This window comes from Streptomyces sp. NPDC003379 (assembly GCF_053589195.1).
Genome location: NZ_JBSFRK010000013.1, coordinates 106066 through 132296, shown reverse-complemented (window position 1 = coordinate 132296; position 26231 = coordinate 106066). Strand labels below are relative to the sequence as shown.

At 69.3% G+C, this 26231-nt stretch carries 22 protein-coding genes; 3 read left to right on the top strand and 19 right to left on the bottom strand.

Features of this window, described 5'->3' with window-relative positions:
- Nucleotides 1–122: 122 nt before the first annotated feature.
- Nucleotides 123–1436, top strand: a complete 1314-nt coding sequence (fahA, locus tag ACWDVB_RS15015) for a fumarylacetoacetase (RefSeq protein ID WP_451515110.1) — start codon at nucleotides 123–125, stop codon at nucleotides 1434–1436.
- A gap of 145 nt (nucleotides 1437–1581) precedes the next feature.
- On the opposite strand, the gene ACWDVB_RS15010 is transcribed toward fahA, so the two are convergent.
- From ACWDVB_RS15010 to ACWDVB_RS14935, 16 genes are all read right to left on the bottom strand, one after another.
- Nucleotides 1582–2130: a DUF1062 domain-containing protein gene (locus ACWDVB_RS15010; RefSeq protein ID WP_451515111.1), complete on the bottom strand. Its 549-nt coding sequence runs from the start codon at nucleotides 2128–2130 to the stop codon at nucleotides 1582–1584.
- A 292-nt stretch (nucleotides 2131–2422) separates the two neighbouring features.
- Entirely contained in the window at nucleotides 2423–4504 is a 2082-nt protein-coding gene (recQ, locus tag ACWDVB_RS15005) for a DNA helicase RecQ (RefSeq protein WP_451515217.1), read from the bottom strand.
- A 206-nt stretch (nucleotides 4505–4710) separates the two neighbouring features.
- Nucleotides 4711–6360: an NADH-quinone oxidoreductase subunit NuoN gene (gene nuoN, locus ACWDVB_RS15000; RefSeq protein WP_451515112.1), complete on the bottom strand. Its 1650-nt coding sequence runs from the start codon at nucleotides 6358–6360 to the stop codon at nucleotides 4711–4713.
- Nucleotides 6357–7970, bottom strand: a complete 1614-nt coding sequence (locus ACWDVB_RS14995; protein ID WP_451515113.1) for an NADH-quinone oxidoreductase subunit M — start codon at nucleotides 7968–7970, stop codon at nucleotides 6357–6359. Before ACWDVB_RS14995 ends, nuoN begins: the two co-directional genes overlap by 4 nt.
- Before the next feature lie 5 nt (nucleotides 7971–7975).
- The gene (gene nuoL / locus ACWDVB_RS14990) at nucleotides 7976–9922 is read right to left on the bottom strand and encodes an NADH-quinone oxidoreductase subunit L (RefSeq protein ID WP_451515114.1); all 1947 of its coding nucleotides are present in this window, start codon (nucleotides 9920–9922) and stop codon (nucleotides 7976–7978) included.
- Between the two features lie 10 nt (nucleotides 9923–9932).
- Nucleotides 9933–10232 (bottom strand): NADH-quinone oxidoreductase subunit NuoK, encoded by a 300-nt coding sequence (gene nuoK, locus ACWDVB_RS14985; RefSeq protein WP_003974374.1) that lies wholly within the window; start codon nucleotides 10230–10232, stop codon nucleotides 9933–9935.
- Complete coding sequence (locus tag ACWDVB_RS14980; protein WP_451515115.1) at nucleotides 10229–11065, bottom strand: NADH-quinone oxidoreductase subunit J; 837 nt, start codon at nucleotides 11063–11065, stop codon at nucleotides 10229–10231. Before ACWDVB_RS14980 ends, nuoK begins: the two co-directional genes overlap by 4 nt.
- A complete protein-coding gene (nuoI, locus tag ACWDVB_RS14975; protein ID WP_451515116.1) occupies nucleotides 11062–11733 on the bottom strand; it encodes an NADH-quinone oxidoreductase subunit NuoI in 672 nt (223 codons plus the stop codon). The genes ACWDVB_RS14980 and nuoI overlap by 4 nt, the downstream gene beginning before the upstream one ends.
- A complete protein-coding gene (gene nuoH / locus ACWDVB_RS14970; RefSeq protein WP_451515218.1) occupies nucleotides 11726–13060 on the bottom strand; it encodes an NADH-quinone oxidoreductase subunit NuoH in 1335 nt (444 codons plus the stop codon). The genes nuoI and nuoH overlap by 8 nt, the downstream gene beginning before the upstream one ends.
- A 38-nt stretch (nucleotides 13061–13098) precedes the next feature.
- The gene (locus ACWDVB_RS14965; RefSeq protein WP_451515117.1) at nucleotides 13099–15609 is read right to left on the bottom strand and encodes an NADH-quinone oxidoreductase subunit G; all 2511 of its coding nucleotides are present in this window, start codon (nucleotides 15607–15609) and stop codon (nucleotides 13099–13101) included.
- Nucleotides 15606–16967 carry an NADH-quinone oxidoreductase subunit NuoF gene (gene nuoF, locus ACWDVB_RS14960; protein WP_451515118.1) on the bottom strand — a complete coding sequence of 454 codons (1362 nt, stop codon included), beginning with the start codon at nucleotides 16965–16967 and terminating at the stop codon, nucleotides 15606–15608. Before nuoF ends, ACWDVB_RS14965 begins: the two co-directional genes overlap by 4 nt.
- Nucleotides 16967–17818, bottom strand: a complete 852-nt coding sequence (gene nuoE / locus ACWDVB_RS14955; protein WP_451515119.1) for an NADH-quinone oxidoreductase subunit NuoE — start codon at nucleotides 17816–17818, stop codon at nucleotides 16967–16969. Before nuoE ends, nuoF begins: the two co-directional genes overlap by 1 nt.
- The gene (locus ACWDVB_RS14950; RefSeq protein WP_451515120.1) at nucleotides 17815–19137 is read right to left on the bottom strand and encodes an NADH-quinone oxidoreductase subunit D; all 1323 of its coding nucleotides are present in this window, start codon (nucleotides 19135–19137) and stop codon (nucleotides 17815–17817) included. The genes nuoE and ACWDVB_RS14950 overlap by 4 nt, the downstream gene beginning before the upstream one ends.
- Nucleotides 19137–19856 carry an NADH-quinone oxidoreductase subunit C gene (locus tag ACWDVB_RS14945; RefSeq protein ID WP_451515121.1) on the bottom strand — a complete coding sequence of 240 codons (720 nt, stop codon included), beginning with the start codon at nucleotides 19854–19856 and terminating at the stop codon, nucleotides 19137–19139. The genes ACWDVB_RS14950 and ACWDVB_RS14945 overlap by 1 nt, the downstream gene beginning before the upstream one ends.
- Nucleotides 19853–20407 (bottom strand): NuoB/complex I 20 kDa subunit family protein, encoded by a 555-nt coding sequence (locus ACWDVB_RS14940; protein WP_127911059.1) that lies wholly within the window; start codon nucleotides 20405–20407, stop codon nucleotides 19853–19855. The genes ACWDVB_RS14945 and ACWDVB_RS14940 overlap by 4 nt, the downstream gene beginning before the upstream one ends.
- A 21-nt stretch (nucleotides 20408–20428) precedes the next feature.
- Nucleotides 20429–20788, bottom strand: a complete 360-nt coding sequence (locus ACWDVB_RS14935) for an NADH-quinone oxidoreductase subunit A (RefSeq protein ID WP_003992243.1) — start codon at nucleotides 20786–20788, stop codon at nucleotides 20429–20431.
- A 763-nt stretch (nucleotides 20789–21551) separates the two neighbouring features.
- On the opposite strand from ACWDVB_RS14935, the gene ACWDVB_RS14930 reads away from it, so the two are divergent.
- Entirely contained in the window at nucleotides 21552–22400 is an 849-nt protein-coding gene (locus ACWDVB_RS14930) for a C40 family peptidase (protein ID WP_451515122.1), read from the top strand.
- A gap of 119 nt (nucleotides 22401–22519) precedes the next feature.
- On the opposite strand, the gene ACWDVB_RS14925 is transcribed toward ACWDVB_RS14930, so the two are convergent.
- Both ACWDVB_RS14925 and ACWDVB_RS14920 read right to left on the bottom strand, forming a co-directional pair.
- Nucleotides 22520–22849 (bottom strand): putative quinol monooxygenase, encoded by a 330-nt coding sequence (locus ACWDVB_RS14925; protein ID WP_451515123.1) that lies wholly within the window; start codon nucleotides 22847–22849, stop codon nucleotides 22520–22522.
- Between the two features lie 56 nt (nucleotides 22850–22905).
- Nucleotides 22906–24189 (bottom strand): geranylgeranyl reductase family protein, encoded by a 1284-nt coding sequence (locus tag ACWDVB_RS14920; RefSeq protein ID WP_451515124.1) that lies wholly within the window; start codon nucleotides 24187–24189, stop codon nucleotides 22906–22908.
- 97 nt (nucleotides 24190–24286) lie between these two features.
- On the opposite strand from ACWDVB_RS14920, the gene ACWDVB_RS14915 reads away from it, so the two are divergent.
- Nucleotides 24287–24835 (top strand): GNAT family N-acetyltransferase, encoded by a 549-nt coding sequence (locus tag ACWDVB_RS14915; RefSeq protein WP_451515125.1) that lies wholly within the window; start codon nucleotides 24287–24289, stop codon nucleotides 24833–24835.
- A gap of 69 nt (nucleotides 24836–24904) precedes the next feature.
- Here ACWDVB_RS14915 and ACWDVB_RS14910 read toward each other — a convergent pair whose 3' ends face one another.
- On the bottom strand, nucleotides 24905–25951 hold the full coding sequence (locus tag ACWDVB_RS14910; RefSeq protein ID WP_451515126.1) for a hypothetical protein: 1047 nt from the start codon (nucleotides 25949–25951) through the stop codon (nucleotides 24905–24907).
- Nucleotides 25952–26231 lie beyond the last annotated feature (280 nt).

The window sequence follows — 26231 nt, the reverse complement described above, 5'->3', positions numbered from 1 at the left end:
CGCCTCAGCAAGGCTTATCCGGGCATTACGCACTCTTTAGACACTGCCGCAACAGGGGACTCCACACGTAACGTGTGGCACACCCCTGTGGCACACCCCCATGGAAAGCGAGGCAGGTACGCATGTCCGAGCAGACCCCGCTCGACCCGGCCGCCGGTGACTCCGCCGGCCTCCCCGAGAGCGACTCCTTCGGCCTCTCCGAGGGCGATCCCTTCGGCCTGCCCGAGGGCGATCCCTTCGGACCGCACAACCTCCCCTACGGCGTGTTCTCCCTGGCGGGCGAGCGGGACGACCAGCGCAGGGTCGGGGTACGGCTCGGCTCGTACGTCCTGGACGCGGGCGCCGCGGCCGCCGCGCTCGGCTCCCCCTACGTCTCGCTCCTCGCGCGTCCCACGCTGAACCCGCTGCTCTCCGCGGGCCGCACCGCCTGGTCCGACGTGCGGCGCGCCCTCACCGCGTGGGTGACCGTCCCGTCCTACCGGGACTCCGTACGCCCCCTGCTCCACCCCCTCTCCGACGTGACCTTGCACCTGCCGTTCGAGGTCGCCGACTACGTCGACTTCTACGCGTCGGAGAACCACGCGACGAACCTCGGCAAGATGTTCCGCCCGGATTCGCCGACGCCGCTGACCCCCAACTGGAAGCACCTCCCCATCGGTTACCACGGCCGGTCCGGCACCGTCGTGGTCTCCGGGACGGACGTGGTGCGCCCCACCGGCCAGCGCAAGGCGCCCGCCGACACGGCCCCCGTCTTCGGCCCCTCGGTCCGTCTCGACATCGAGGCGGAGGTCGGCTTCGTCGTCGGCGCGCCCTCGACGCAGGGCACTCCCGTGCCGCTCGCGGACTTCCGCGAGCACGTCTTCGGGCTCACCCTCCTCAACGACTGGTCGGCGCGCGACATCCAGGCCTGGGAGTACGTCCCCCTCGGACCGTTCCTCGGCAAGTCCTTCGCCACGTCGGTGTCGGCGTGGATCACCCCCCTCGAAGCGCTGGACGCGGCCCGGGTGGCGCCCCCGGAGCGCACGCATGAGCTCCTGCCCTACCTGGACGACTCCGCCGAGTCGGCGGCGGACGAGCCGGGCGGCTACGACCTGCGCATGACGGTCACGCTCAACGGCCAGGTCATCTCCGAGCCGCCGTTCTCCACCGTGTACTGGACGGCCGCGCAGCAGTTGGCGCATATGACGGTCAACGGCGCCTCCCTGCGCACCGGCGATCTGTACGGCTCGGGCACGGTCAGTGGCCCCTCGGCCGGCCAGCACGGCTCCCTGATCGAGATCACCTGGAACGGCCGCGACCCCATCGAACTCCCCGACGGCAAGCGGACGTTCCTGGAGGACGGCGACGAGGTCACGCTCTCCGCGTGGGCCCCGGGCCCGGACGGCACCAAGGTGGGTCTCGGCGAGGTGACGGGGCGGATCGTGGCGGCACGCTGAGGCCCGCCCGGTCGCGCTGTACCGTCCCCCCGCCACCCACCACCCACCGGCCCAAGGGCCTGTCCGGCGGATCTCGCCGGACAGGCCCTGAGGCCCCCGTTTCCGAGGCCCCCCTGATCCCAAGGGCCTCTGGTCCCAGGAGAGTTCAGCGCTTGAGCGTGAAGGTGAAGTCGCCGGAGAGCTTGCCGCTCAGTCGGATTGCCGAAACGATTCTGCCCTCCGTGATCAGCCTCTCGACCTCGGCCCGCGAAAGACCGCAGCCTTCAGCGATCAACCGCACCGGCCGGACGGGTATCCGAGCCGCGAAGCTGACCGAGACGTCGATCGCCTCGCGGTCCAGGTGATCCGATCCGCCGGTGTCCAGACGCCAGGCGTTGTCCCAGTCGAGGCCGATGCGATTACGGCGCCGCACGACCGGCTCCTGGAGCAGGTCGGCTGCCAGGCCGGGGTCGTTGTCATGCATCCGGTCCAGCAGCTCAGGCCGTACGGAGCGCACATTCATCCGCTCAAAGACCGTGAGCTTCACGGTGTCCCCGCAAGCGGTGCAGAGCGCGAGGAGCCAGGCGTCGATGATCTTGTGGTGTGCGTTGACGCGAAATTTGCCGTTCGCCCGGAAGCGCTCGGCCGCGCACGTGTGGCAACGGCGGAGAACGAGCGGCAGGCAGGTGGGCATGACCAACCAGTTGTTGAGCACAGAAGTACACCGGTTCCAGTGAGAAGTCCGCAGCAAAAAGGAGCGCGGCGCACAGGGCGCGACGCGCGACGATTCAGCACTCGGGAGGTCTCACAGGGTGTACAACGGCACGTCCTTGCCCAGACGACTTGGTTCGGCAGCACGGTAATGGCGCACAGCGGCGCCGCTCCACTGGTTTTCGAGCACCTCATCCGGCCCGCCGGTCCTTCGGGCTCGGGGCTGGTGTGCTTGATGTGGCGTCTGTGCGGGGGCGGCAATTACGGCAAGTTACGGCGGGAGCCGCAGGCCTTGTCTACGACGCCCAGTCCGGCTCCTCCTCGTCCCCCCAGTCCGGCTCCACGTCATCGCTGAGCCGCGGCGCAGATGCCCCCACCGGTTCCGCCGGTCCCACTGGCCCCGCCGACGGCCCGCCGGAAGCCACACCCGCGGGCCCCGTCCCGCCGGGCGCCCCGCCAAGCTCGCCGCCAGACTCGCCGTCCGTGAACTCCGCGACGACTCCGACAACACCCTCGCCGTACGTCGCCCGCTTCTTCTCGCCCACCCCGCTGATGCCCGCGAGGTCCGCCACGGACGTGGGCCGCAGCGTGGCGATCTCGCGCAGCGTGGCGTCGTGGAAGATGACGTACGCGGGGACGCCCTGCTCCTTGGCCTGGGCTCCGCGCCAGGCGCGCAGCGCCTCGAAGACCGGCACCGCCTCCTGGGGCAGCTCGGCGACTACTGCCGCCGCCTTCGCCTTGCGCTCGCCCTTGGCGGGCCGCGCCGCCGGAGCCCGCTTCGGCTCCTTGCGCAGCCGCACCTCGCGCTCCCGGCCCAGGACGGAACCGCTCGTCTCGGTGAGCACCAGCGTGCCGTACTCCCCCTCGACCGCGATCAGGCCCTGCGCCAGCATCTGCCGGACCACGCCCCGCCATTCGGCCTCCGCCAGCTCCTCGCCGATGCCGAAGACCGAGAGCTGGTCGTGGTCGAACTGGATGACCTTCGCGGTCTTCTTGCCGAGCAGGATGTCGATGATCTGGCCCGCGCCGAACTTCTGGCCGCGCTCACGCTGGAGGCGCACCACCGTGGAGAGCACCTTCTGTGCCGCGACCGTGCCGTCCCAGGTCTCGGGCGGGGTGAGGCACGTGTCGCAGTTGCCGCACGACTGCGCCGCCGCTTCCTGGCCGAAGTAGGTGAGGAGCTGGGCGCGGCGGCACTCCGCGGTCTCGCAGAGCGCCAGCATCGAGTCCAGATGGGAAGCGGCCCGGCGCCGGAACGCCTCGTCGCCATCGCCACCCTGGATCATCTTGCGCTGCTGGACGACGTCCTGGAGGCCGTACGCCATCCAGGCTGTCGAGGGCAGGCCGTCGCGGCCCGCGCGGCCCGTCTCCTGGTAGTACCCCTCGACGGACTTGGGCAGGTCGAGGTGGGCGACGAAGCGGACGTCCGGCTTGTCGATGCCCATGCCGAAGGCGATGGTGGCGCAGACGACGAGGCCCTCCTCCCGCAGGAAGCGGGACTGGTGGGCCGCGCGTGTGCGTCCGTCGAGCCCCGCGTGGTACGGGACCGCCTCGACGCCGTTCCGGCAGAGGAACTCGGCGGTCTTCTCGACCGAGTTCCGCGAGAGGCAGTAGACGATGCCGGCGTCGCCCGCGTGCTCCTCCTTCAGGAAGGACAGGAGCTGCTTCTTCGGCTCGGCCTTGGGCACGACGCGGTACTGGATGTTCGGCCGGTCGAAGCTCGCCACGAAGTGCTTCGCGTCCGGCATGCCGAGCCGCTCGGTGATCTCCCGGTGCGTGGCGTGCGTGGCCGTCGCCGTGAGGGCGATCCTCGGGACGTCGGGCCAGCGCTGCCCGAGCACGGAGAGCGCCAGGTAGTCGGGCCGGAAGTCGTGCCCCCACTGCGCGACGCAGTGCGCCTCGTCGATGGCGAAGACGGAGATCTTGCCCCGCGAGAGGAGGTCCAGCGTGGCGTCCAGGCGCAGCCGCTCCGGAGCGAGGTAGAGCACGTCGAGCTCGCCCGAGAGGAACTCGGCCTCCATCACGCGCCGCTCGTCGAAGTCCTGCGTGGAGTTGATGAACCCGGCGCGCACGCCCGCTGCCCGCAGCGCGTCCACCTGGTCCTGCATGAGCGCGATGAGCGGGGAGACCACCACGCCCGTGCCCGGTCTGACCAGGGCCGGGATCTGATAGCAGAGGGACTTTCCGCCGCCGGTGGGCATGAGGACGACGGCGTCACCGCCGGCCACGACATGGTCGATGACCGCTTCCTGCTCGCCGCGGAAGGCGTCGTACCCGAAGACGCGGTGGAGCGTGCGCAGCGCGTCGCTCTCCGTCACCGCACCGGTCACTTCACCGGTAGTCGCGCCAGTCGCCGCGCCGGTCGCCGCGCCCGGCATCGCTGCCGACGCCGTCACCTCGCTCATGCCATTGGTCCCATCCATCGCCCTGTCCCCCGCCGTACGTCCTGCCTCGTCCACTGCCTCGACCACTGCCCCCACGATAGGGCCCCGCACCGACAGGCCGAAAAGTTATCCACAGGCCGCCGCCCGGCATCCCCAGGTCGGGATGCCGGGCGGCGACACATGTGCGAAAAAAGAGGCGGCTACCGGACGAAGACCCCCGCCTGGCCCGCCAGATCCAGGAAGTACTGCGGGGCCACACCGAGGACCAGCGTCACCGCGACGCCCACGCCGATCGCCGTCATCGTCAGCGGTGAGGGCACGGCGACCGTCGGGCCGTCCGCCTTCGGCTCGCTGAAGAACATCAGCACGATCACACGGATGTAGAAGAACGCGGCGATCGCCGACGACAGCACGCCGACCACGACCAGCGCGCCCGCGCCGCCCTCCGCCGCCGCCTTGAACACCGCGAACTTGCCGGTGAAGCCGGAGGTCAGCGGAATGCCCGCGAAGGCGAGGAGGAAGACCGCGAAGACCGCAGCGACCAGCGGAGACCTGCGTCCGAGCCCCGCCCACTTGGACAGGTGCGTGGCCTCGCCCCCCGCGTCCCGCACCAGCGTGACCACGGCGAAGGCGCCGATCGTCACGAAGGAGTAGGCCGCCAGATAGAAGAGGACCGAGGAGACACCGTCCGGGGTAGTGGCGATGACACCGGCGAGGATGAAGCCCGCGTGCGCGATGGACGAGTACGCGAGGAGCCGCTTGATGTCGGTCTGGGTGATCGCGACGATCGCGCCGACCAGCATCGTGATGATCGCGACGCCCCACATGACCGGCCGCCAGTCCCAGCGCAGGCCCGGCAGGACCACGTAGAGCAGCCGCAGCAGCGCGCCGAACGCGGCCACCTTCGTCGCCGCCGCCATGAAACCGGTGACCGGCGTCGGAGCACCTTGGTACACGTCGGGCGTCCACATGTGGAACGGCACCGCGCCCACCTTGAAGAGCAACCCCATCACGATCATCGCGACGCCGATCAGGAGCAGCGCGTCATTGCCCATGGTGTCGGCGAGCGCCGGGTCCACGGTCTTGACGTTGCCCTCGACGACGTTCGCGATCGTCGCGTACGACACGGAGCCCGCGTACCCGTACAGGAGGGCGATGCCGAAGAGCGTGAACGCGGAGGCGAAGGCGCCGAGCAGGAAGTACTTGACGGCGGCTTCCTGCGACATGAGGCGCTTGCGGCGGGCGAGCGCGCACAGCAGGTACAGCGGCAGGGAGAAGACTTCCAGCGCGATGAAGAGCGTCAGGAGGTCGTTGGCCGCGGGGAAGACGAGCATGCCGCCGATGGCGAAGAGCGCCAGCGGGAACACCTCGGTGGTGGTGAACCCCGCCTTTGTGGCGGCCTGTTCGCCCTCACTGCCCGGCACCGCCCCGGCCTGCGCGACGAACGAGTCGACGCGGTTGCCGTGCGTCAGCGGGTCGAGCCGCCGCTCGGCGAAGGTGAAGATGGCCACGAGCCCGGCGAGCAGGATCGTGCCCTGGAGGAAGAGCGCGGGCCCGTCGACCGCGATCGCGCCCATGGCCGCGATCTGCGCCTTCGTCGTGCCGAAGCCGCGGGCCGCGAGCCCGACCACCGCGGCGAAGGCGGCGGCGAGGGCGACGACGGAGACGAACAGCTGGACGTGGTAACGGGACTTGCGCGGGACGAAGGCTTCGATGAGCACTCCGAGGACGGCCGCGCCGATGACGATCAACGTCGGCGAGAGCTGCCCATACTCGATCTTGGGCGCGTCGATCTTGTCGATCGGATCGGCCGCCATTGTCCACAGGCTGTGGACGGCTGATGCGCTCACTTGGCCGCCTCCACCTCGGGCTCGGGGTCCTTCTGCTGTACGTCGGACATAGTGTGCTCGACCGCCGGGTTCACCAGATCCGTGAGCGGCTTCGGGTACACCCCGAGGCCGATCAGGAGCGCGATCAGCGGGGCGACGACGACCAGTTCACGCACCCGCAGGTCCGGCATGGCCGAGACCTCCGGCTTCACGGGGCCCGTCATCGTCCGCTGGTAGAGGACGAGGGTGTAGAGCGCGGCGAGCACGATGCCGAAGGTCGCGATGATCCCGACCACCGGATACCGCGCGAAAGCGCCGACCAAGACGAGGAATTCACTGACGAAGGGTGCGAGCCCCGGCAGCGAGAGCGTGGCCAGACCGCCGATCAGGAAGGTGCCCGCGAGCACCGGGGCGACTTTCTGCACGCCTCCGTAGTCGGCGATCAGGCGCGAGCCGCGCCGCGAGATCAGGAAGCCGGCCACCAGCATCAGCGCGGCGGTCGAGATGCCGTGGTTGACCATGTAGAGCGTCGCGCCGGACTGGCCCTGCGAGGTCATCGCGAAGATGCCGAGGACGATGAACCCGAAGTGCGAGATCGACGCGTACGCCACCAGGCGCTTGATGTCGCGCTGGCCGACCGCGAGCAGCGCGCCGTAGATGATGCTGATCAGCGCGAGTACGAGGATGACCGGCGTCGCCCACTTGCTCGCCTCGGGGAAGAGTCCGAGGCAGAACCGCAGCATCGCGAACGTACCGACCTTGTCGACCACCGCCGTGATCAGTACGGCGACCGGGGCCGTGGACTCCCCCATCGCGTTCGGCAGCCAGGTGTGCAGCGGCCACAGCGGCGCCTTCACCGCGAAGGCGAAGAAGAAGCCGAGGAAGAGCCACCGCTCGGTGCTGGTCGCCATGTCGAGCGTGCCGTTGGCCCGGGCTTCGGCGATCTCCTGGAGCGAGAAGTTACCGGCGACTACGTAGAGCCCGATCACCGCGGCCAGCATGATGAGGCCGCCGACGAGGTTGTAGAGCAGGAACTTCACGGCCGCGTACGAGCGCTGCGCCGAGGCGTTCTCGTCGCTGCCCGCGTGGGCGCGGTCTCCGAAGCCGCCGATGAGGAAGTACATCGGGATGAGCATGGCTTCGAAGAAGATGTAGAAGAGGAAGACGTCGGTGGCCTCGAAGGAGATGATCACCATCGCCTCGACGGCCAGGATCAGGGCGAAGAAGCCTTGAGTGGGCCGCCACTTATAAGGGGCCTTCGTTTCATCGGGGCCTCCCCTGCTCGAACGAAGTTGAGAACTTGGGGAAGGGTCGGCGTCGTGCCAGCCCGCCAGGATGATGAACGGGATCAGCAGCGCGGTGAGTCCGATGAGCGCGACGCCGATGCCGTCGACACCCAGCTCGTACCGCACTCCGAACTCCGCGATCCACGCGCGGGACTCGGTGAGTTGATAGCGGTCGCCGTCCGGGTCGAACCGCACGAGCACGGTCACGGCGAGCGCGAGCGTGGCGAGCGAGACGAGCAGCGCGAGCCACTTGGCGGCGGACCGCCGGGCGGCCGGGACGGCTGCCGTGACGATCGCGCCGACCGCGGGCAGGACCGCCGTCGCTGTCAGCAGAGGAAAAGACATCGGTATCAGACCGCCCTCATCAGCAAGGTCGCGGCGATGAGTACCGCAGCGCCGCCGAACATCGAGACCGCGTAGGAGCGGGCGTAGCCGTTCTGCAGTTTGCGCAGCCGCCCGGAGAGGCCGCCCATCGAGGCCGCCGTGCCGTTGACGACCCCGTCGACCAGGCTGTGGTCGACGTAGACCAGGGACCTCGTGAGGTGCTCGCCGCCGCGCACCAGGACGACGTGGTTGACGTCGTCCTGGAGGAGGTCGCGGCGGGCGGCCCGGGTGAGCAGCGAGCCGCGCGGGGCGGTGACCGGGACGGGCCGGCGCCCGTACTGGACGTAGGCCAGGGCGACGCCGATGGCGAGGACCACCATGGTGGCGCCCGTGACCGTGGCGGCGCTCAGCGGCGAGTCGCCGTGGTCGTGGTGGGTGACCGGCTCCAGCCAGTGCGTGAAGCGGTCGCCGATGCTGAAGAAGCCGCCCGCGAAGACCGAACCGAAGGCGAGCACGATCATGGGGATCGTCATGGACTTCGGGGACTCGTGGGGGTGCGGTTCCTCGTGTGTCCCCCGCGTCTCGGCGGCGGGCTCGACGCTCGGCCGGTCCGGGGAGGCCGTCGCGCGGTGGCGCCAACGCTCCTCTCCGAAGAACGTCAGGATCATGACGCGCGTCATGTAGTACGCGGTGATGGCCGCGCCCAGGAGCGCCACCGAACCGAGGATCCAGCCCTCCGTACCGCCCTTGGCGAACGCCGCCTCAATGATCTTGTCCTTGGAGAAGAAGCCGGACAGACCGGGGAAGCCGATGATCGCGAGATAGCCGAGTCCGAAGGTGACGAAGGTGACCGGCATGTACTTCCGGAGGCCGCCGTACTTCCTCATGTCGACCTCGTCATTCATGCCGTGCATGACCGAACCGGCGCCGAGGAAGAGCCCGGCCTTGAAGAAGCCGTGCGTCACCAGGTGCATGATCGCGAAGACGTAGCCGATGGGACCGAGGCCCGCGGCCAGGATCATGTAGCCGATCTGGGACATCGTCGAACCGGCGAGGGCCTTCTTGATGTCGTCCTTCGCGCAACCGACGATCGCACCGAACAGGAGCGTGACCGCTCCGACGATCGTCACGACGAGCTGGGCGTCCGGCGCGCCGTTGAAGATCGCCCCGGAGCGGACGATCAAGTAGACGCCGGCGGTCACCATCGTGGCGGCGTGGATGAGGGCGGAGACCGGGGTCGGGCCCTCCATCGCGTCGCCCAGCCAGGACTGCAGCGGCACCTGCGCGGACTTGCCGCACGCGGCGAGCAGCAGCATCAGGCCGATGACGGTGAGCTTGCCCTCGCCGGTCTCACTCGTCGCCTCCAGGACGGGCCCGAAGGCGAACGTCCCGAAGGTGGTGAACATCAGCATGATCGCGATCGACAGGCCCATGTCGCCGACCCGGTTGACCAGGAATGCCTTCTTGGCGGCGGTCGCCGCGCTGGGCTTGTGCTGCCAGAAGCCGATCAGGAGGTACGAGGCGAGGCCGACGCCCTCCCAGCCGACGTACAGGAGCAGGTAGTTGTCGGCGAGCACCAGGAGGAGCATCGCCGCGAGGAAGAGGTTCAGGTAGCCGAAGAAGCGGCGGCGCCGCTCGTCGTGCTCCATGTACCCGATGGAGTAGATGTGGATCAGGGTGCCGACACCGGAGATCAGCAGGACGAACGTCATCGACAGCTGGTCGAGCTGGAAGGCGACGTCCGCCTGGAAGCCCTCGACGGGGACCCAGCTGAACAGGTGCTGCGACAGGGTGCGCTCCTCGGCGCCCTTGCCCAGCATGTCGGTGAAGAGCACCACGGCGACGACGAAGGAGGCGGCCGCGAGCAGCGTGCCGAGCCAGTGGCCCGCGCGGTCCAACGCCCGCCCGCCGCACAGCAGTACGGCCGCTCCGAGCAGAGGCGCCGCGACGAGCAGCGCAATCAGGTTCTCCACTTTCAGCCCCTCACAGCTTCATCAGGCTGGCGTCGTCGACCGAGGCCGAGTGGCGGGAACGGAAGAGCGACACGATGATCGCGAGCCCGACCACGACCTCCGCGGCGGCGACGACCATCGTGAAGAAGGCGATGATCTGGCCGTCGAGATTGCCGTGCATCCGGGAGAAGGCCACGAACGCGAGGTTGCAGGCGTTGAGCATCAGCTCGATGCACATGAACACCACGATCGCGTTCCGCCTGATGAGCACGCCGGTCGCGCCGATCGTGAACAACAGGGCGGCGAGATAGAGGTAGTTGACCGGGTTCACTTCGACGCCTCCTCGGTCCGCCCGATGTCGGTCCTGCGCAGGTCCGGCCGCTCCAGGCGGTCGGCGGAGCGCTGCTCCAACGCCCGCAGGTCGCTCAGGGCCTCGTCCGACACGTCGCGGATCTGGCCGCGCTCGCGCAGCGTCTTGTTGACCGTGAGCTCGGACGGGGTGCCGTCGGGGAGCAGACCCGCGACGTCCACGGCGTTGTGCCGGGCGTACACACCCGGGGCGGGCAGCGGCGGCAGGTGCTTGCCGCGCACGCGCTCCTCGGACCGCTCGCGCTGCGTCTTGGCCCGCTCGGTGCGCTCGCGGTGGGTGAGCACCATCGCGCCGACCGTGGCGGTGATGAGCAGGGCGCCGGTGATCTCGAAGGCGAAGACGTACTTTGTGAAGATGAGCTGGGCGAGGCCCTCCACATTGCCGCCGGCGTTCGCCTTGCCGAGGCCGTTGAACTCCTTCACCGAGGCGTTCCCGATGCCCGCGAAGAGCAGCACCGCGAAGCCGAGGCCGCACAGCAGGGCCAGCCAGCGCTGCCCCTTGATGGTCTCCGTCAGGGAGTCGGCCGCGGTGACGCCGACGAGCATGACCACGAAGAGGAAGAGCATCATGATCGCGCCGGTGTAGACGACGATCTGGACGATGCCCAGGAAGTACGCGCCGTTGGCGAGGTAGAAGACCGCCAGGATGATCATGGTCCCGGCGAGGCAGAGCGCGCTGTGCACGGCCTTCTTCATGAGGATCGTGCACAGGGCGCCGATCACGGCGACCGTGCCGAGGGTCCAGAACTGGAAGGCCTCACCGGTGGAGGTGGAGTAGGCGGCGAGCTGCGTCATCGGCCGACCACCTTCTCGGACGCCGGCTCGCCGTCCCCGAAGTCGGAGGCCGCTTCCTGCGGCGTCTCCCCCTTGGAGAGGGCGACTTGGGGAACCGTCCCTGGGGCGGCCTCGGTCACCAGACCCCGGTAGTAGTCCTGCTCGTCCATGCCGGGGAAGATCGAGTGCGGGCTGTCGACCATGCCCTCTTCGAGCCCGGCGAGCAACTGCTCCTTGGTGTAAATGAGGCTCTCGCGGCTGCTGTCGGCCAGCTCGAACTCGTTCGTCATCGTCAACGCGCGCGTGGGGCAGGCCTCGATGCACAGGCCGCACAGGATGCAGCGGGCGTAGTTGATCTGGTAGACGCGGCCGTACCGCTCGCCCGGGGAGTACCGCTCCTCTTCCGTGTTGTCCGCGCCCTCCACATAGATGGCGTCCGCGGGGCAGGCCCAGGCGCAGAGCTCACAGCCGATGCACTTCTCCAGGCCGTCCGGATGGCGGTTCAGCTGGTGCCTGCCGTGGAAGCGGGGAGCGGTGGTCTTCTGCTCCTCCGGATACTGCTCGGTCAGCCGCTTCTTGAACATGGCCTTGAAGGTCACGCCGAAGCCCGCGACAGGGTTCTGGAACCCCTGCTTCGATTGGTTGGACTCGTCAGGTGATTCCGGTGATTCCTGGTTCGACTCAGCCATCGGACGCCTCCTTTCCGTCACTTCGGGTTCCGTCACTTTGAGTATCCGGCCCACCACTGACAATCAGCTCCCGCTCCTGGCGCGAGCGTCGGCGAGGGACGGGCGGCAGGCTCTGCCCGGGCAGCGGCGGTACGGGGAATCCGCCCGCCATCGGGTCGAAGGCGACCGGCTTCTCCTCGACGGCTGCCGCCTTCTCCCGCTTGTCGCGGAAGATGTCGATCACCACGGAGAGCAACAGCAACGCGATGACCCCGCCGGCGACATAGAGCACGATCGAGGAGAAGTCGTAGTCCTCGTTCCGCATCGCCCTGACGGTGGCGACGAGCATCAGCCAGACGACCGAGACCGGGATGAGGACCTTCCAGCCGAGCTTCATCAGCTGGTCGTAGCGCACGCGTGGCAGCGTGCCGCGCAGCCAGATGAAGAAGAACAGCAGCAGCTGGACCTTGAGCACGAACCAGAGCATCGGCCACCAGCCGTGGTTCGCGCCCTCCCAGAAGGTGCTGACCGGATACGGGGCCCGCCAGCCCCCCAGGAAGAGCGTGACCGAGACCGCCGAGACGGTGACCATGTTGACGTACTCGGCGAGCATGAACAGCGCGAACTTGATGGAGGAGTACTCGGTGTTGAAGCCACCGACGAGGTCGCCCTCTGACTCCGGCATGTCGAACGGCGCGCGGTTGGTCTCACCGATCATCGTCACGATGTAGATGAGGAACGACACGGGCAGCAGCAGCACGTACCAGCGGTCCGCCTGCGCCTCCACGATCGCCGAGGTCGACATCGACCCGGAGTAGAGGAAGACGGACGCGAACGCCGCGCCCATCGCGATCTCGTACGAGATCATCTGCGCGCAGGAGCGCAGACCGCCGAGGAGCGGATAGGTGGATCCAGAACTCCAACCCGCGAGCACGATGCCGTAGATGCCGACGGAGGCGACCGCGAGGATGTAGAGCATCGCGATCGGCAGGTCGGTGAGCTGCATCGTGGTGCGCTGGCCGAAGATCGAGACTTCGTTGCCCGCGGGCCCGAAGGGGATCACGGCGATCGCCATGAAGGCCGGGATCGCCGCGATGATCGGGGCGAGGACGTAGACCACCTTGTCCGCGCGCTTGACGATGACGTCTTCCTTGAGCATCAGTTTGATGCCGTCGGCGAGGGACTGGAGCATGCCCCACGGTCCATGCCGGTTGGGGCCGATGCGCAGCTGCATCCACGCGACGACCTTGCGCTCCCACACGATCGAGAAGAGGACCGTCACCATCAGGAACGCGAAGCAGAAGACCGCCTTGAGGGCGATCAGCCACCAGGGGTCACGGCCGAACATGGACAGGTCTTCCGCCGCAAGCGGCACCACGGTGTGCGTCACGACGTCACCTCCGGGGCCTCAGTGGGCTCCGGCAGGACCGCCGGGCCGATACGGACGAGGTCGCCGGGGCGCGCGCCGGTGTCGGAAGTGACGCCTCCCCCGGTCGAGTTCAGCGGCAGCCAGACCACGCGGTCGGGCATCTCCGTGACCTGGAGGGGCAGCGCGGTCGCCCCGGCCGGGCCGGTGACGGCGAGGAGGTCGCCGTCCTTCACGCCCGCCTCCGCCGCCGTGGCCGCCGACACGCGCGCGTGGGCCGCGTGCCGCGTACCGGCCAGCGCCTCGTCGCCGTCCTGGAGGCGGCCCTGGTCGAGCAGCAGCCGATGCCCGGCGAGCACGGCCTCTCCGGAGGCGGGCCTCGGCGGCTGGCCCCCTGTCTCCAGGGGCTCGGTGGCGTACGGCCCACCCCAGGCGCCGAGCCGGTCCAGCTCACGGCGGAGCGTCACCAGGTCCGGGAGACCGAGGTGGACGTCACCGGCGTCGGCCAGCATGTGCAGCACGCGCGCGTCGGTGGGCGCCAGCCTGCGCGTCATCTGGTCCGGCTTCAGCGCGGCCTCGAACATCCGCGCCCTGCCCTCCCAGTTGAGGAACGTGCCCGGCTTCTCCGCGACAGCGGCCACCGGCAGGACGACGTCCGCCCGCTCCGTCACCTCGCTGGGGCGCAGCTCCAGCGAGACCAGGAAGCCGACGGCGTTGAGCGCCTCACGCGCGCGCGGCGGGTCGGGCAGGTCGGCGACCTCGACACCCGCGACGAGCAGCGCGCCGAGCTCGCCGGTCGCGGCGGCCTCGACGATCTGCCCCGTGTCACGGCCGTAGCGGTGCGGGAGTTCGGCGACGCCCCAGGCGGCCGCGGTCTCTTCCCGCGCGCGCGGGTCGGTGGCCGGACGCCCGCCGGGCAGCAGCGACGGCAGCGCGCCCACCTCGACGGCGGCCCGCTCCCCCGCCCTGCGCGGGATCCACACCAAGTGGGCACCGGTCGCGGAGGCGGCCCGCACGGCCGCGGTCAGCCCGCCGGGCACGGCCGCGAGCCGCTCGCCGACGACGATGACCGCGCCTGCAGCACGCAGCGCCTCGGCCGCCTCTGCCCCGTCGTCCGCCAGGCCCACCCCGGCGGCGAGCGCGTCCAGCCACTCCGTCTCGGTGCCGGGAGCCGCGGGCAGCAGCGTGCCGCCCGCCTTCTCCAGGCCGCGGGTGGCGTGCGTGGCGAGGGAGAAGGTGCGCTGGCCGTGCTTGCGCCAGGCCTTGCGCAGCCGCAGGAAGACGCCGGGCGCCTCCTCCTCGGACTCCAGCCCGGCGAGCAGGACGGCGGGCGCCTTCTCCAGGGACGCGTACGTGACGCCGCTCCCGTCGAGGTCAAGGCCCCGTCCGGCCACCCGTGCGGCGAGGAAGTCGGCCTCCTCGCTGCTGTGCACGCGCGCGCGGAAGTCGATGTCGTTCGTGTCGAGCGCCACGCGCGCGTACTTGCTGTACGCGTAGGCGTCCTCCACGGTGAGCCGACCGCCGGTCAGCACACCCGCCCGGCCGCGCGCGGCGGCCAGTCCACGGGCCGCGACCGCCAGGGCCTCGGGCCAGCTGGCGGGCTCCAGCTCACCCGAGGCGTTGCGCACCAGGGGGTTCGTGAGCCGGTCGGGCCGCTGCGCGTAGCGGAAGCCGAAGCGTCCCTTGTCGCACATCCACTCTTCGTTGACCTCGGGGTCCTCCGCCGCCAGGCGCCGCATGACCTTGCCGCGCCGGTGGTCCGTGCGGGTCGCGCAGCCGCCCGAGCAGTGCTCGCACACCGACGGCGACGACACCAGGTCGAACGGGCGCGAGCGGAAGCGGTACGCCGCCGAGGTGAGCGCGCCGACCGGGCAGATCTGGATGGTGTTCCCGGAGAAGTACGACTCGAAGGGGTCACCCTCGCCGGTGCCGACCTGCTGGAGGGCGCCGCGCTCGATGAGCTCGATCATCGGGTCGCCGGCGATCTGGTTGGAGAACCGGGTGCAGCGCGCGCACAGCACGCACCGCTCACGGTCGAGCAGCACCTGCGTGGAGATCGGCACCGGCTTCTCGTACGTCCGCTTCTTGCCGTCGAAGCGGGTGTCGGTGTCGCCGACCTGCATCGCCTGGTTCTGCAGGGGGCACTCGCCGCCCTTGTCGCAGACCGGGCAGTCCAGCGGGTGGTTGATGAGCAGCAGCTCCATCACGCCGCGCTGCGACTTCTCGGCGACCGGCGAGGTCAGCTGCGACTTCACGACCATGCCGTCGGTGCAGGTGATGGTGCAGGACGCCATCGGCTTGCGCTGTCCCTCCACCTCCACGATGCACTGGCGGCAGGCGCCCGCCGGGTCGAGCAGCGGGTGGTCGCAGAACCGGGGGATCTCGATGCCGAGCAGCTCGGCGGCGCGGATCACGAGCGTCCCCTTCGGGACGCTGATCTGGATGCCGTCGATGGTCAGTGAGACGAGGTCCTCGGGCGGAACGGCCGCCTCCCCGCCCCCGGAGGGAGCGCTGTTCGTGGTCACTGTCATGCGTTCACCTCCGTGTGCTGGTCGGCCCGGTCGCTCCAGAGAGTCGACTTGGCCGGGTCGAAGGGGCAGCCCTTGCCGGTGATGTGCTGCTCGTACTCCTCGCGGAAGTACTTGAGCGAGGAGAAGATCGGCGAGGCGGCGCCGTCGCCGAGGGCGCAGAAGGACTTGCCGTTGATGTTGTCGGCGATGTCGTTCAGCTTGTCGAGGTCGGCCAGGACGCCCTTGCCGGCCTCGATGTCGCGGAGCAACTGCACCAGCCAGTACGTTCCTTCGCGGCAGGGCGTGCACTTTCCGCAGGACTCGTGGGCGTAGAACTCGGTCCAGCGGGTCACCGCCCGCACGACGCAGGTCGTCTCGTCGAAGCACTGCAGCGCCTTCGTGCCCAGCATCGAACCGGCGGCGCCCACGCCCTCGTAGTCGAGGGGGACGTCGAGGTGCTCGTCAGTGAACATCGGCGTCGAAGAGCCGCCGGGCGTCCAGAACTTGAGCCGGTGGCCGGCCCGCATACCGCCGCTCATGTCGAGCAGCTGGCGCAGCGTGATGCCGAGCGGGGCCTCGTACTGGCCGGGGCTGGTGACGTGCCCGCTCAGCGAGTAGAGCGTGAAGCCCGGGGACTTCTCGCTCCCCATGGACTTGAACCAGTCTTTTCCGCGGTTGAGGATCGCGGGAACCGACGCGATGGACTCGACGTTGTTCACGACAGTGGGGCATGCGTAAAGGCCCGCGACAGCCGGGAAAGGGGGACGCAGTCGCGGTTGGCCTCGACGGCCTTCGAGCGAGTCGAGCAGCGCGGTCTCCTCACCGCAGATGTACGCGCCCGCGCCCGCGTGCACGGTGAGTTCCAGATCGAGTCCGCTGCCCAGGACGTTCTTGCCGAGGTAGCCCGCCGCATAGGCCTCGCGGACGGCTTCGTGCAGCCTGCGCAGCACGGGGACGACCTCGCCCCGCAGATAGATGAAGGCATGCGACGAACGGATCGCGTAGCACGCGATCACGATCCCCTCGATGAGGGAATGCGGGTTCGCGAAGAGGAGCGGGATGTCCTTGCAGGTCCCCGGCTCCGACTCGTCGGCGTTGACAACTAGATAGTGCGGCTTGCCGTCTCCCTGTGGGATGAACTGCCACTTCATCCCGGTGGGGAATCCCGCGCCGCCCCGGCCCCGCAGGCCCGAGTCCTTCACGTACGCGATGAGGTCGTCCGGGTCCATGGCAAGCGCCTTGCGCAGGCCCTCGTAGCCCTCGTGCCGCCGGTAGGTCTCCAGCGTCCAGGACTCCTCCTCGTCCCAGAAGGCCGAAAGGACCGGTGAGAGCAGCTTCTCGGGGCTGGTCTCGTTGTTGATCTCGGCTGCCAAGGTCATCACTCCCCCTCCTCGGCCGTCGGTCCGGCCGGGTGGGCCGGGTCGGATGCCGAGGTCTGCTGCGGTGCGTCGTGCGAGCTGAGGTGCTCGGCGGGCGCCTCGTCCTGGGGGCCTCCCGCGCGCGGGTGGACGACGCGCCGTTGCGGCGCCTCGCCCTTGGCCAGGCGCAGTCCGATCAGTGAGGCGGGGCCCGCGCCACCGCTCGCCTCGACGGCGCCGGGCCGCTCGTCGGGGAAGCCCGCCAGGATCCGGGCGGTCTCCTTGTACGTGCAGAGCGGCGCGCCCCGGGTGGGCTCCACGGGGGCGCCCGCGCGCAGGTCGTCCACGAGCCGCTTGGCGGACTCGGGGGTCTGGTTGTCGAAGAACTCCCAGTTGACCATCACCACGGGGGCGAAGTCGCAGGCCGCGTTGCACTCGATGTGTTCGAGCGTGATCTTGCCGTCCTCGGTCGTCTCGTCGTTGCCGACGCCGAGGTGCTGCTTGAGCTCGTCGAAGATCGCGTCACCGCCCATGACCGCGCAGAGCGTGTTGGTGCAGACGCCGACCTGGTAGTCGCCGGAGGGCTTGCGCCGGTACATGGTGTAGAAGGTCGCGACGGCCGTGACCTCGGCCGTGGTCAGGCCGAGCACGTCGGCGCAGAACCGCATGCCCGTGCGCGTGACGTGCCCCTCCTCGGACTGCACCAGGTGCAGCAGGGGAAGGAGCGCGGACCGCGAGTCCGGGTAGCGGGCGGTGATCTCCTTGGCGTCCGCCTCCAGCCGGGCCCGGACATCGGCCGGGTAGGCGGGGGCGGGGAGTTGGGGCATGCCCAGGCTGACGCCCGCGGCCTTCTCGGAAGGAGTGGTGGTCACCGGTCGACGCCTCCCATCACGGGGTCGATGGACGCGACGGCGACGATGACGTCGGCGACCTGGCCGCCCTCGCACATCGCCGCCATGGCCTGCAGGTTGGTGAACGACGGGTCGCGGAAGTGGACCCGGTAGGGGCGGGTGCCGCCGTCGGAGACGACATGTACGCCCAGTTCGCCCTTGGGCGACTCGACCGCTGTGTACGCCTGTCCCGCGGGGACCCGGAATCCCTCGGTCACCAGCTTGAAGTGGTGGATCAGGGCCTCCATGGAGGTGCCCATGATCTTCTTGATGTGGTCGAGGGAGTTGCCGAGACCGTCGGGGCCGAGCGCCAGTTGGGCGGGCCAGGCGATCTTCTTGTCCTCGACCATGACGGGCCCGGGCGCGAGCCGGTCCAGGCACTGCTCGACGATGCGCAGCGACTGCCGCATCTCTTCGAGGCGGATCAGGAAGCGCCCGTAGGAGTCGCAGGTGTCAGCGGTCGGGATGTCGAAGTCGTAGTTCTCGTAGCCGCAGTAGGGCTGGGACTTGCGCAGGTCGTGCGGCAGGCCCGCCGAGCGCAGGACGGGGCCGGTGGCGCCGAGGGCCATGCACCCGGCGAGGTCGAGGTAGCCGACGTCCTGCATACGGGCCTTGAAGATGGGGTTCCCGGTGGCGAGCTTGTCGTACTCGGGAAGGTTCTTGTCCATCTTCTTCACGAACTCGCGGATCTGGTCCACCGCGCCCGGCGGCAGGTCCTGGGCGAGTCCGCCGGGCCGGATGTACGCGTGGTTCATCCGCAGGCCGGTGATCAGCTCGTAGATGTCGAGAATCAGTTCACGATCCCGGAAGCCGTAGATCATGATCGTCGTCGCGCCGAGTTCCATGCCGCCGGTGGCGATGCACACCAGGTGCGAGGAGAGACGGTTGAGCTCCATGAGGAGCACGCGGATGACCGTGGCGCGGTCCGGGATCCGGTCCTCGATGCCGAGGAGCTTCTCGACCCCGAGGCAGTACGCCGTCTCGTTGAAGAACGGCGTCAGGTAGTCCATGCGCGTGACGAACGTCGTGCCCTGCGTCCACGTGCGGTACTCGAGGTTCTTCTCGATGCCCGTGTGCAGATAGCCGATGCCGCAGCGGGCCTCGGAGACGGTCTCGCCCTCGATCTCCAGGATGAGGCGGAGCACGCCGTGCGTGGAGGGGTGCTGCGGCCCCATGTTGACGATGATGCGCTCGTCGTCGGCCCTCGCGGCGGACTGGACGACCTCGTCCCAGTCGCCGCCGGTGACCGTATATACGGTCCCTTCGGTGGTCTCCCGGGCAGAAGCGTGGGAAGTGCTCATCAGCTGTACGACCTCCGCTGGTCCGGAGCCGGGATCTGGGCGCCCTTGTATTCGACGGGGATGCCGCCGAGGGGGTAGTCCTTGCGCTGCGGGAAGCCCTGCCAGTCGTCCGGCATCATGATCCGCGTCAGGGCCGGGTGACCGTCGAAGACCAGCCCGAAGAAGTCGTACGTCTCGCGCTCGTGCCAGTCGTTCGTCGGATAGACGGAGACCAGCGAGGGGACGTGCGGATCGGCGTCGGGCGCGCTGACTTCGAGGCGGATCAGCCGGTTGTGGGTGATCGAGCGCAGGTGGTAGACGGCGTGCAGCTCGCGGCCCTTGTCCTCCAGGAAGTGCACCCCCGAGACGCCCGTGCAGAGCTCGAAGCGCAGGGCCGGGTCGTCGCGCAGCGTCTGGGCGACGCGGAGGAGGTGCTCGCGCGCGATGTGGAAGGTCAGCTCGCCGCGGTCGACGACCGTCTTCTCGATCGCGTTCTCCGGGAGCAGGCCCTGTTCCTCCAGGGCGCCCTCCAGTTCGTCGGCGACCTCGTCGAACCAGCCGCCGTAGGGGCGCGGGGACGCGCCGGGCAGGGCGATGGTCCGTACGAGGCCGCCGTAGCCGGAGGTGTCCCCGCTGTCGTCGGCGCCGAACATGCCCTTGCGTACGCGGATGACCTCGCCGGTCTCGTCGCGCGGGGCGGGGACGCCGTTCGCGGCCCCGTTCAGGTGCTCGTCGCTCACCGCAGCAGCCCCTTCATCTCGATGGTGGGGAGCGCCTTGAGGGCCGCCTCCTCCGCCTCGCGGGCCGCTTCTTCCGCGTTCACGCCGAGCTTGCCGCCCTGGATCTTCTGGTGAAGCTTGAGGATCGCGTCCATCAGCATCTCGGGCCGCGGCGGACAACCAGGCAAATAGATGTCAACAGGGACGACATGGTCCACACCCTGCACAATCGCGTAATTGTTGAACATCCCACCCGATGAGGCGCAAACTCCCATCGAGATCACCCATTTGGGGTTGGGCATCTGGTCATATACCTGCCGCAGCACCGGCGCCATCTTCTGGCTCACCCGGCCGGCCACGATCATCAGATCGGCCTGGCGCGGCGAGCCGCGGAAGACCTCCATGCCGAAGCGCGCCAGGTCGTACCGCCCCGCGCCCGTCGTCATCATCTCGATGGCGCAGCACGCGAGGCCGAACGTGGCGGGGAAGACGGATGACTTGCGCACCCAGCCCGCGGCTTGTTCGACGGTGGTCAGCAGAAATCCGCTCGGCAGTTTCTCTTCGAGTCCCATGCTCTTTGGCCCCTCAGACCTTTAGTCCCATTCCAGGCCGCCGCGCCGCCATACGTACGCGTACGCGACGAAGACGGTGAGCACGAAGAGCAGCATCTCCACGAGCCCGAAAATCCCCAGCGCGTCGAAGGTGACGGCCCAGGGGTAGAGGAAGACGATCTCGATGTCGAAGACGATGAAGAGCATCGCCGTCAGGTAGTACTTGATGGGGAAGCGCCCACCACCGGCCGGTGTCGGCGTCGGCTCGATACCGCACTCATAGGCCTCTAGCTTCGCGCGGTTGTACCGCTTTGGACCGATAAGCGTGGCCATGACCACGGAGAAGATCGCAAAGCCTGCCCCGAGGGCTCCCAGCACGAGGATGGGCGCATAGGCGTTCACGCTCCTCGCTCCTCTCAGTCGGCACTGACTGTTGGCGGTTACGTCGGGCCGAGCCCCGGCTCGCACTGAAGATCGCTTACATGTGAAGCAGGTCACAAGCCCAACTGCCCCGCATCTTATGCCCGCCGGTCTGTGATCTGCGACACGGGGTGCGACAACGGCTTTGTGATCTCCACCACCTGACGAAGGATCATGAAGTCGGATGAGCGGTGATCTTCGTACGCGAAGCGCCTGAGTGATCACTAGAGGTGACATCTCACCGCGTCACCCCAGGTCGAGGGCCTGTCGCTCTATCAAGAGATGTCGCGCGCAGGCAAATTGGCGCTGGCCCGGATCACTTGATAGAGGCGCCGCGTTCACGCCTTGGTGGCAGGGGTGGGGACAGATGTGGACGCGTGCGCCGATTCACGAGCGGTGGTTCGGAATCCACCCGGAGGGCAGGCGAAAAGTACGGGACATCTCAGGGAGGTCTCAGCCAGATCTCAGGGAGACCCCCGACCCATTCACACTGTGACCTGCACCACAGTCGCCCCTGCACCCAATCAACCGGGCTTGGCCATCTGCCTCAACCGGTGGTAGACCGCAGGCAATTCGGGCGTATCACTGAAAACCCATGATCACAGGCGTGATCACGAGTGTCCGCATTGCCCGTTACGGCGTCAATAAGAAGCGACACGCCCGGGATTCGGGCTCGCGAGCCGCAACTGTGGCGCAGCACACGTTTCTTGATGGGAACCGTGAGTCCCTGGTACCGGTTGTTCTCATGTCCCACACCGCTCACATACCCAGCCACCGGAAGCCCCGTCGCAGCGCCTCCAAGATCGCCCTGCGCGCCGGAGTTGCCGGTGGCGTCCTCAGCACCCTGGCAGTGGCCGCGGCGGCCGGTACGGCGAACGCGGCCGAGCCGGTGACCGAGACCATCGAGATGCCCACCCTCACCACCGATCTGTCCGCCCAGATCGCGCAGTCGGCGGATGTCACCCAGCAGGCCGCCGACACGTACGAGTCGCGTGCCGAGCAGGACGCGGCCGCCGCCAAGGCCGCCAAGCAGGCCAGGGCGGACCAGGCGCTGGCCGAGAAGAAGGCCGAGGCCAAGCGCAAGGCCGAGGCCGCCGCGGAGAAGAAGGCCGAGGAGGAGCGCGCCTCCCGCGCCACCGAGCGGACGTCGCTCTCCACCCAGTCGACGTCGTCGGGCTCCTCTTCCGGTTCCGGTTCCGATTCCGCTTCCACCGCCTCGAACACGACCGCCCCGGCCAGCGGCAGCGTCGGCACGGTCATCAGCTTCCTCAAGGCGCAGCTCGGTGACGCGTACGTGATGGGCGCCTCGGGCCCCAACGCCTGGGACTGCTCCAGCCTGGTGCAGGCCGCGTTCAAGCAGGCGGGCGTGGACCTCCCGCGCGTCTCGCAGGACCAGTCGGTCTCCGGCACGCCGGTCTCGCTCTCCAACATCCAGGTGGGCGACATCCTTTACTGGGGTGGCGCCGGTTCCGCGTACCACGTCGGTGTGTACATCGGTAACGGCCAGTACCTGGACGCCGCCAACCCCAGCAAGGGCGTTGTCATCCAGGACCTGTCGGGTTACCCGGCCTCGGGCGCTGTGCGCGTCCTGTGACGGCCTCGTAGAGACACGACCAAGGGCCGGAGCCCCCACGGGGAGTTCCGGCCCTTGGCGTGCCCTGAAACGCCTTCTCAGGCGTTCTTCGGGTCTTCTCAGGCGTTCTTCGGGCCTTCTCAGGCGTTCTTCGGGCTGAGTTCCGCCATGCGCGACCAACCGGTGCCCGGAATCTCCGTGTTCACGATCTCCGGAACCGTGGCGATCGCCTCCGCCATCGTCTCCATGGCGGCCTTGAAGTGGTCCGAGCCGACGTGCGCGGCGCCTGCGTCACCGTCGGCGAAGGCCTCCAGGAGCACGAACTGGTTCGGGTCCTCGACCGACCTGGACCACTCGAAGAAGACGTTGCCCGGCTCCGCGCGCGTGGCGGCGGTGAATGCGGCGGTCCGCTCGATCCAGCTGTCGCTGTGCTCGGGGCGGACGGTGAACTTGACGGCAATAAATATCATGCGTCCATTTTGCACCGAACTGCTCTCGCCGCGCGCACGGGCCGTCGGCGCGCCGACTACGCCTTCGGTGCCACCTTGCTCAGCCCGTTGATGATGCGGTCCATGGCGTCGCCACCCGTCGGGTCGGTCAGGTTCGCCAGCATCTTCAGCGTGAACTTCATCAGGATGGGGTGGGTCAGACCCCGCTGCGCGGCGATTTTCATGACCTTCGGGTTCCCGATGAGCTTCACGAAGGCGCGGCCCAGCGTGTAGTAGCCGCCGTAGGTCTCCTTGAGGGTCTGCGGGTAGTTCCGCAGCGCCAGTTCGCGCTGGGCGGGGGTGGCACGCGCGTGTGCCTGCACGATGACGTCGGCGGCGATCTGGCCGGACTCCATGGCGTACGCGATGCCCTCGCCGTTGAACGGGTTGACCAGGCCGCCCGCGTCGCCCACCAGGAGCAGCCCCTTGGTGTAGTGCGGCTGGCGGTTGAAGGCCATCGGCAGGGCGGCGCCGCGGATCGGCATCGTCATGTTGTCCGGGGTGTAGCCCCAGTCCTCCGGCATCGACGCGCACCAGGCCTTGAGCACCTCGCGCCAGTCGAGCTCGCGGAAGGCCTTGGAGGAGTTGAGGATGCCGAGGCCGACGTTGGACGTGCCGTCGCCCATGCCGAAGATCCAGCCGTAGCCGGGCAGGAGCCGGTCCTCGGCCCCGCGGCGGTCCCACAGCTCCAGCCAGGACTCCAGGTAGTCGTCGTCGTGGCGCGGCGAGGTGAAGTACGTCCGCACGGCGACGCCCATCGGGCGGTCCTCGCGGCGGTGCAGGCCCATGGCCAGCGAGATCCGCGAGGAGTTGCCGTCGGCCGCGACGACCAGCGGGGCGTGGAAGGTGACCGGGGTCTTCTCCTCGCCGAGCTTGGCGTGCACGCCGGTGATGCGGCCGGTGCGGTCGTCGATGAGCGGTTCGCCGACGTTGCAGCGCTCGTGCAGCCGCGCGCCCGCCTTCTGTGCCTGGCGGGCGAGCTGCTCGTCGAAGTCGTCGCGCTTCCGTACGAGGCCGTAGTCGGGGTAGGAGGCGAGATCCGGCCAGTCCAGCTGGAGCCGTACACCGCCGCCGATGATGCGGAGGCCCTTGTTCCGCAGCCAGCCGGCCTCTTCGGAGATGTCGATTCCCATGGAGACGAGCTGCTTGGTGGCGCGCGGGGTGAGCCCGTCACCGCAGACCTTCTCCCGTGGGAACGCGGTCTTCTCAAGGAGGAGGACGTCGAGCCCGGCCTTCGCCAGGTAGTACGCCGTCGTCGAACCGGCGGGTCCGGCTCCGACGACGATGACGTCCGCTGTGTGTTCGGAGCGGGGCTCGGTCACGGCGGGTTCTCCCCAAGGCTCGAAATCTGTGTGCCGACCGGCACGGGATATGGGCAGTCTATGAGGCGGTACCGATCAGCCATCCGAAGGGCCACACGTGACCGAGCAGACCGAGACCTTGCCCGCCGTACAGCTTCCCGCCGTACGGTTGCGCGTCCCCACCCACGAGGACGCCTTCGCCTGGCACCGGCTCTTCGACGACCCCGAGGTCATGGAGTTCCACGGCGGTGCGTCGGCGGAGCTGTCCATGTACGAGGAGCTGACCGCTCGGCAGCGCAGACACGACGCCGAACGGGGCTACTGCCTGTGGACGTTGCTGGACGAGTCCGGTGACCCGATCGGCTTCACCGGCGGCCAGCCCTGGCCCCACCCCTGGGGCCCGACCGGCGAGATCGAGATCGGCTGGCGGCTGACCCGCGCGGCCTGGGGCAAGGGGTACGCGACCGCGGCCGCCCGCGCCACCGTCGAGCGGCTGCGGGCGGCGGGCGTGCCGAGCGTGGTGGCGATAGTCGCCGCCGGCAACGAACGTTCCGTCGCGGTGACCCGGCGGCTCGGCATGGAGCTCGGCGAGACGTTCGCGAGGCCGCAGCCGCCGGGCGAGGAGGGCTCGCGGCGCATGGCCTACTGCTTCCGGCTCGTTCTGTAACGGGGCGGGGCAGCGGGGCCGGGGCAGCGGGGAGGGAGCGGTGAGCGGTGAGTGGGGGCCGCCGGCCGTTCAGTAGCCCGTCAGCCGCCAGGTCTCCAGCGCGGTCCGGTGCGTCTTCGCGCCCTCGCCGGTGGGCCAGAAGCCCTCGCGCCAGGAGAGCTGGATCGCGTACTCGGTGCCGTTCTCCGCGACGTAACTCTGGTTGATGGCGTGGATCGTCCGGCCCGCCTCGTCGGTGTACGTGTACTCCCAGATCGCGCCGTCCTGCCCCTGGAAGGTGTTCTCCTCCATCCGGATCCGGCCGTAGTCCGACTTGTCCGGGGCGGACTTGGTGTGCTGCTCGATGTTCGCGAAATTCTCGTACGAGGTGTAGGGCGCGTCCGTGACGACGCCGACGAGGAACTCCTCACGGCCGGTCGAGCCCGCGTACGTGATCTGCCCCGGCCGCTCCGGGTCCACGGACTGCCGCGTCCAGCCCTCCGGGACCGCGAGGGAGAAGCCCTCGGAGTCCGTCACGCGCTGGGAGCCCTTGGGGACTTCGGCCTCTTCGGCGTTTCCGGGGTCTGTGCTGTCCGTGTCCCGCGTCGTCGCGGGGCTGGGCTCCTGGCTCGGTTCCTGATTCGGTTCCTGGTTCGGCTGCCGGCTCGGCTGCCGGCTCGGCTCCTCGGAACGGCTGACCGAGGGCTTGTCGTCCCGCCCCGCGTCATCTGCCTTGTCGTCGCCGCTGTCCTGCCAGACCAGAATGCCGGCGGTCGCGCCCCCGCCGATGAGGAACGCCCCGGCGAGCGTGCCCACCCAGACGCCGACGCGGCCTCGCGGCTTGGTGGTGGCGGCGGGGGGCTGGGGGCCGAGGTGGACGGAGTGGAGGGGGTGGACGGGGTGGACGGGGTGCTCGGGGTCTTGGGGGTTGGGGGTGTACGTGGGTGTGGGGGTGCCCGTGGGGGGCGTGCCGGGTGCGATGGGCGTGCCGGGCGCGGACTGTGTGACGTACGCGGCGACCTCCTCGGGGGTGGTCCCGGTGGAGGCGGCTCCGGGGGGAGTCGCCCCGGTGGGAGTGGGCGCGGCGGGAGTCGCCCCAGTGGGCGCGGAGTCGGCGGGAGACGCCCCGGCGGGCACGGGGCCGGTGGGAGACGCCCCGGCGGGCACGGGGCCGGTGGGAGACGCCCCGGCGGGCGCGGGGCCGGTGGGAGACGCCCCAGTAGGCGCAGAGCCGGCGGGCACAGGGCCGGTGGGAGTCGCCCCAGTAGGCGCAGCCCCGGCGGGCACGGCCCCGGCAGGAGCCGCCCCAGCAGGCGCAACCCCGGCGGGCACGGCCCCGGCAGGAGCCGCCCCAGCAGGCGCAACCCCGGCGGGCACGGCCCCGGCAGGAGCCGCCCCAGCAGGCGCAACCCCGGCG

What these genes read in the sequence shown, in the direction of transcription:
- fahA (WP_451515110.1), top strand. Translation starts at nt 123, where the DNA reads ATGTCCGAGCAGACCCCGCTCGACCCGGCCGCCGGTGACTCCGCCGGC.
- recQ (WP_451515217.1), bottom strand. Translation starts at nt 4,504, where the DNA reads ATGCCGGGCGCGGCGACCGGCGCGGCGACTGGCGCGACTACCGGTGAA.
- ACWDVB_RS14995 (WP_451515113.1), bottom strand. Translation starts at nt 7,970, where the DNA reads ATGTCTTTTCCTCTGCTGACAGCGACGGCGGTCCTGCCCGCGGTCGGC.
- ACWDVB_RS14980 (WP_451515115.1), bottom strand. Translation starts at nt 11,065, where the DNA reads ATGACGCAGCTCGCCGCCTACTCCACCTCCACCGGTGAGGCCTTCCAG.
- nuoI (WP_451515116.1), bottom strand. Translation starts at nt 11,733, where the DNA reads ATGGCTGAGTCGAACCAGGAATCACCGGAATCACCTGACGAGTCCAAC.
- nuoH (WP_451515218.1), bottom strand. Translation starts at nt 13,060, where the DNA reads ATGTTCGGCCGTGACCCCTGGTGGCTGATCGCCCTCAAGGCGGTCTTC.
- ACWDVB_RS14965 (WP_451515117.1), bottom strand. Translation starts at nt 15,609, where the DNA reads ATGACAGTGACCACGAACAGCGCTCCCTCCGGGGGCGGGGAGGCGGCC.
- nuoF (WP_451515118.1), bottom strand. Translation starts at nt 16,967, where the DNA reads ATGACCTTGGCAGCCGAGATCAACAACGAGACCAGCCCCGAGAAGCTG.
- ACWDVB_RS14950 (WP_451515120.1), bottom strand. Translation starts at nt 19,137, where the DNA reads ATGAGCACTTCCCACGCTTCTGCCCGGGAGACCACCGAAGGGACCGTA.
- ACWDVB_RS14940 (WP_127911059.1), bottom strand. Translation starts at nt 20,407, where the DNA reads ATGGGACTCGAAGAGAAACTGCCGAGCGGATTTCTGCTGACCACCGTC.
- ACWDVB_RS14930 (WP_451515122.1), top strand. Translation starts at nt 21,552, where the DNA reads ATGTCCCACACCGCTCACATACCCAGCCACCGGAAGCCCCGTCGCAGC.
- ACWDVB_RS14925 (WP_451515123.1), bottom strand. Translation starts at nt 22,849, where the DNA reads ATGATATTTATTGCCGTCAAGTTCACCGTCCGCCCCGAGCACAGCGAC.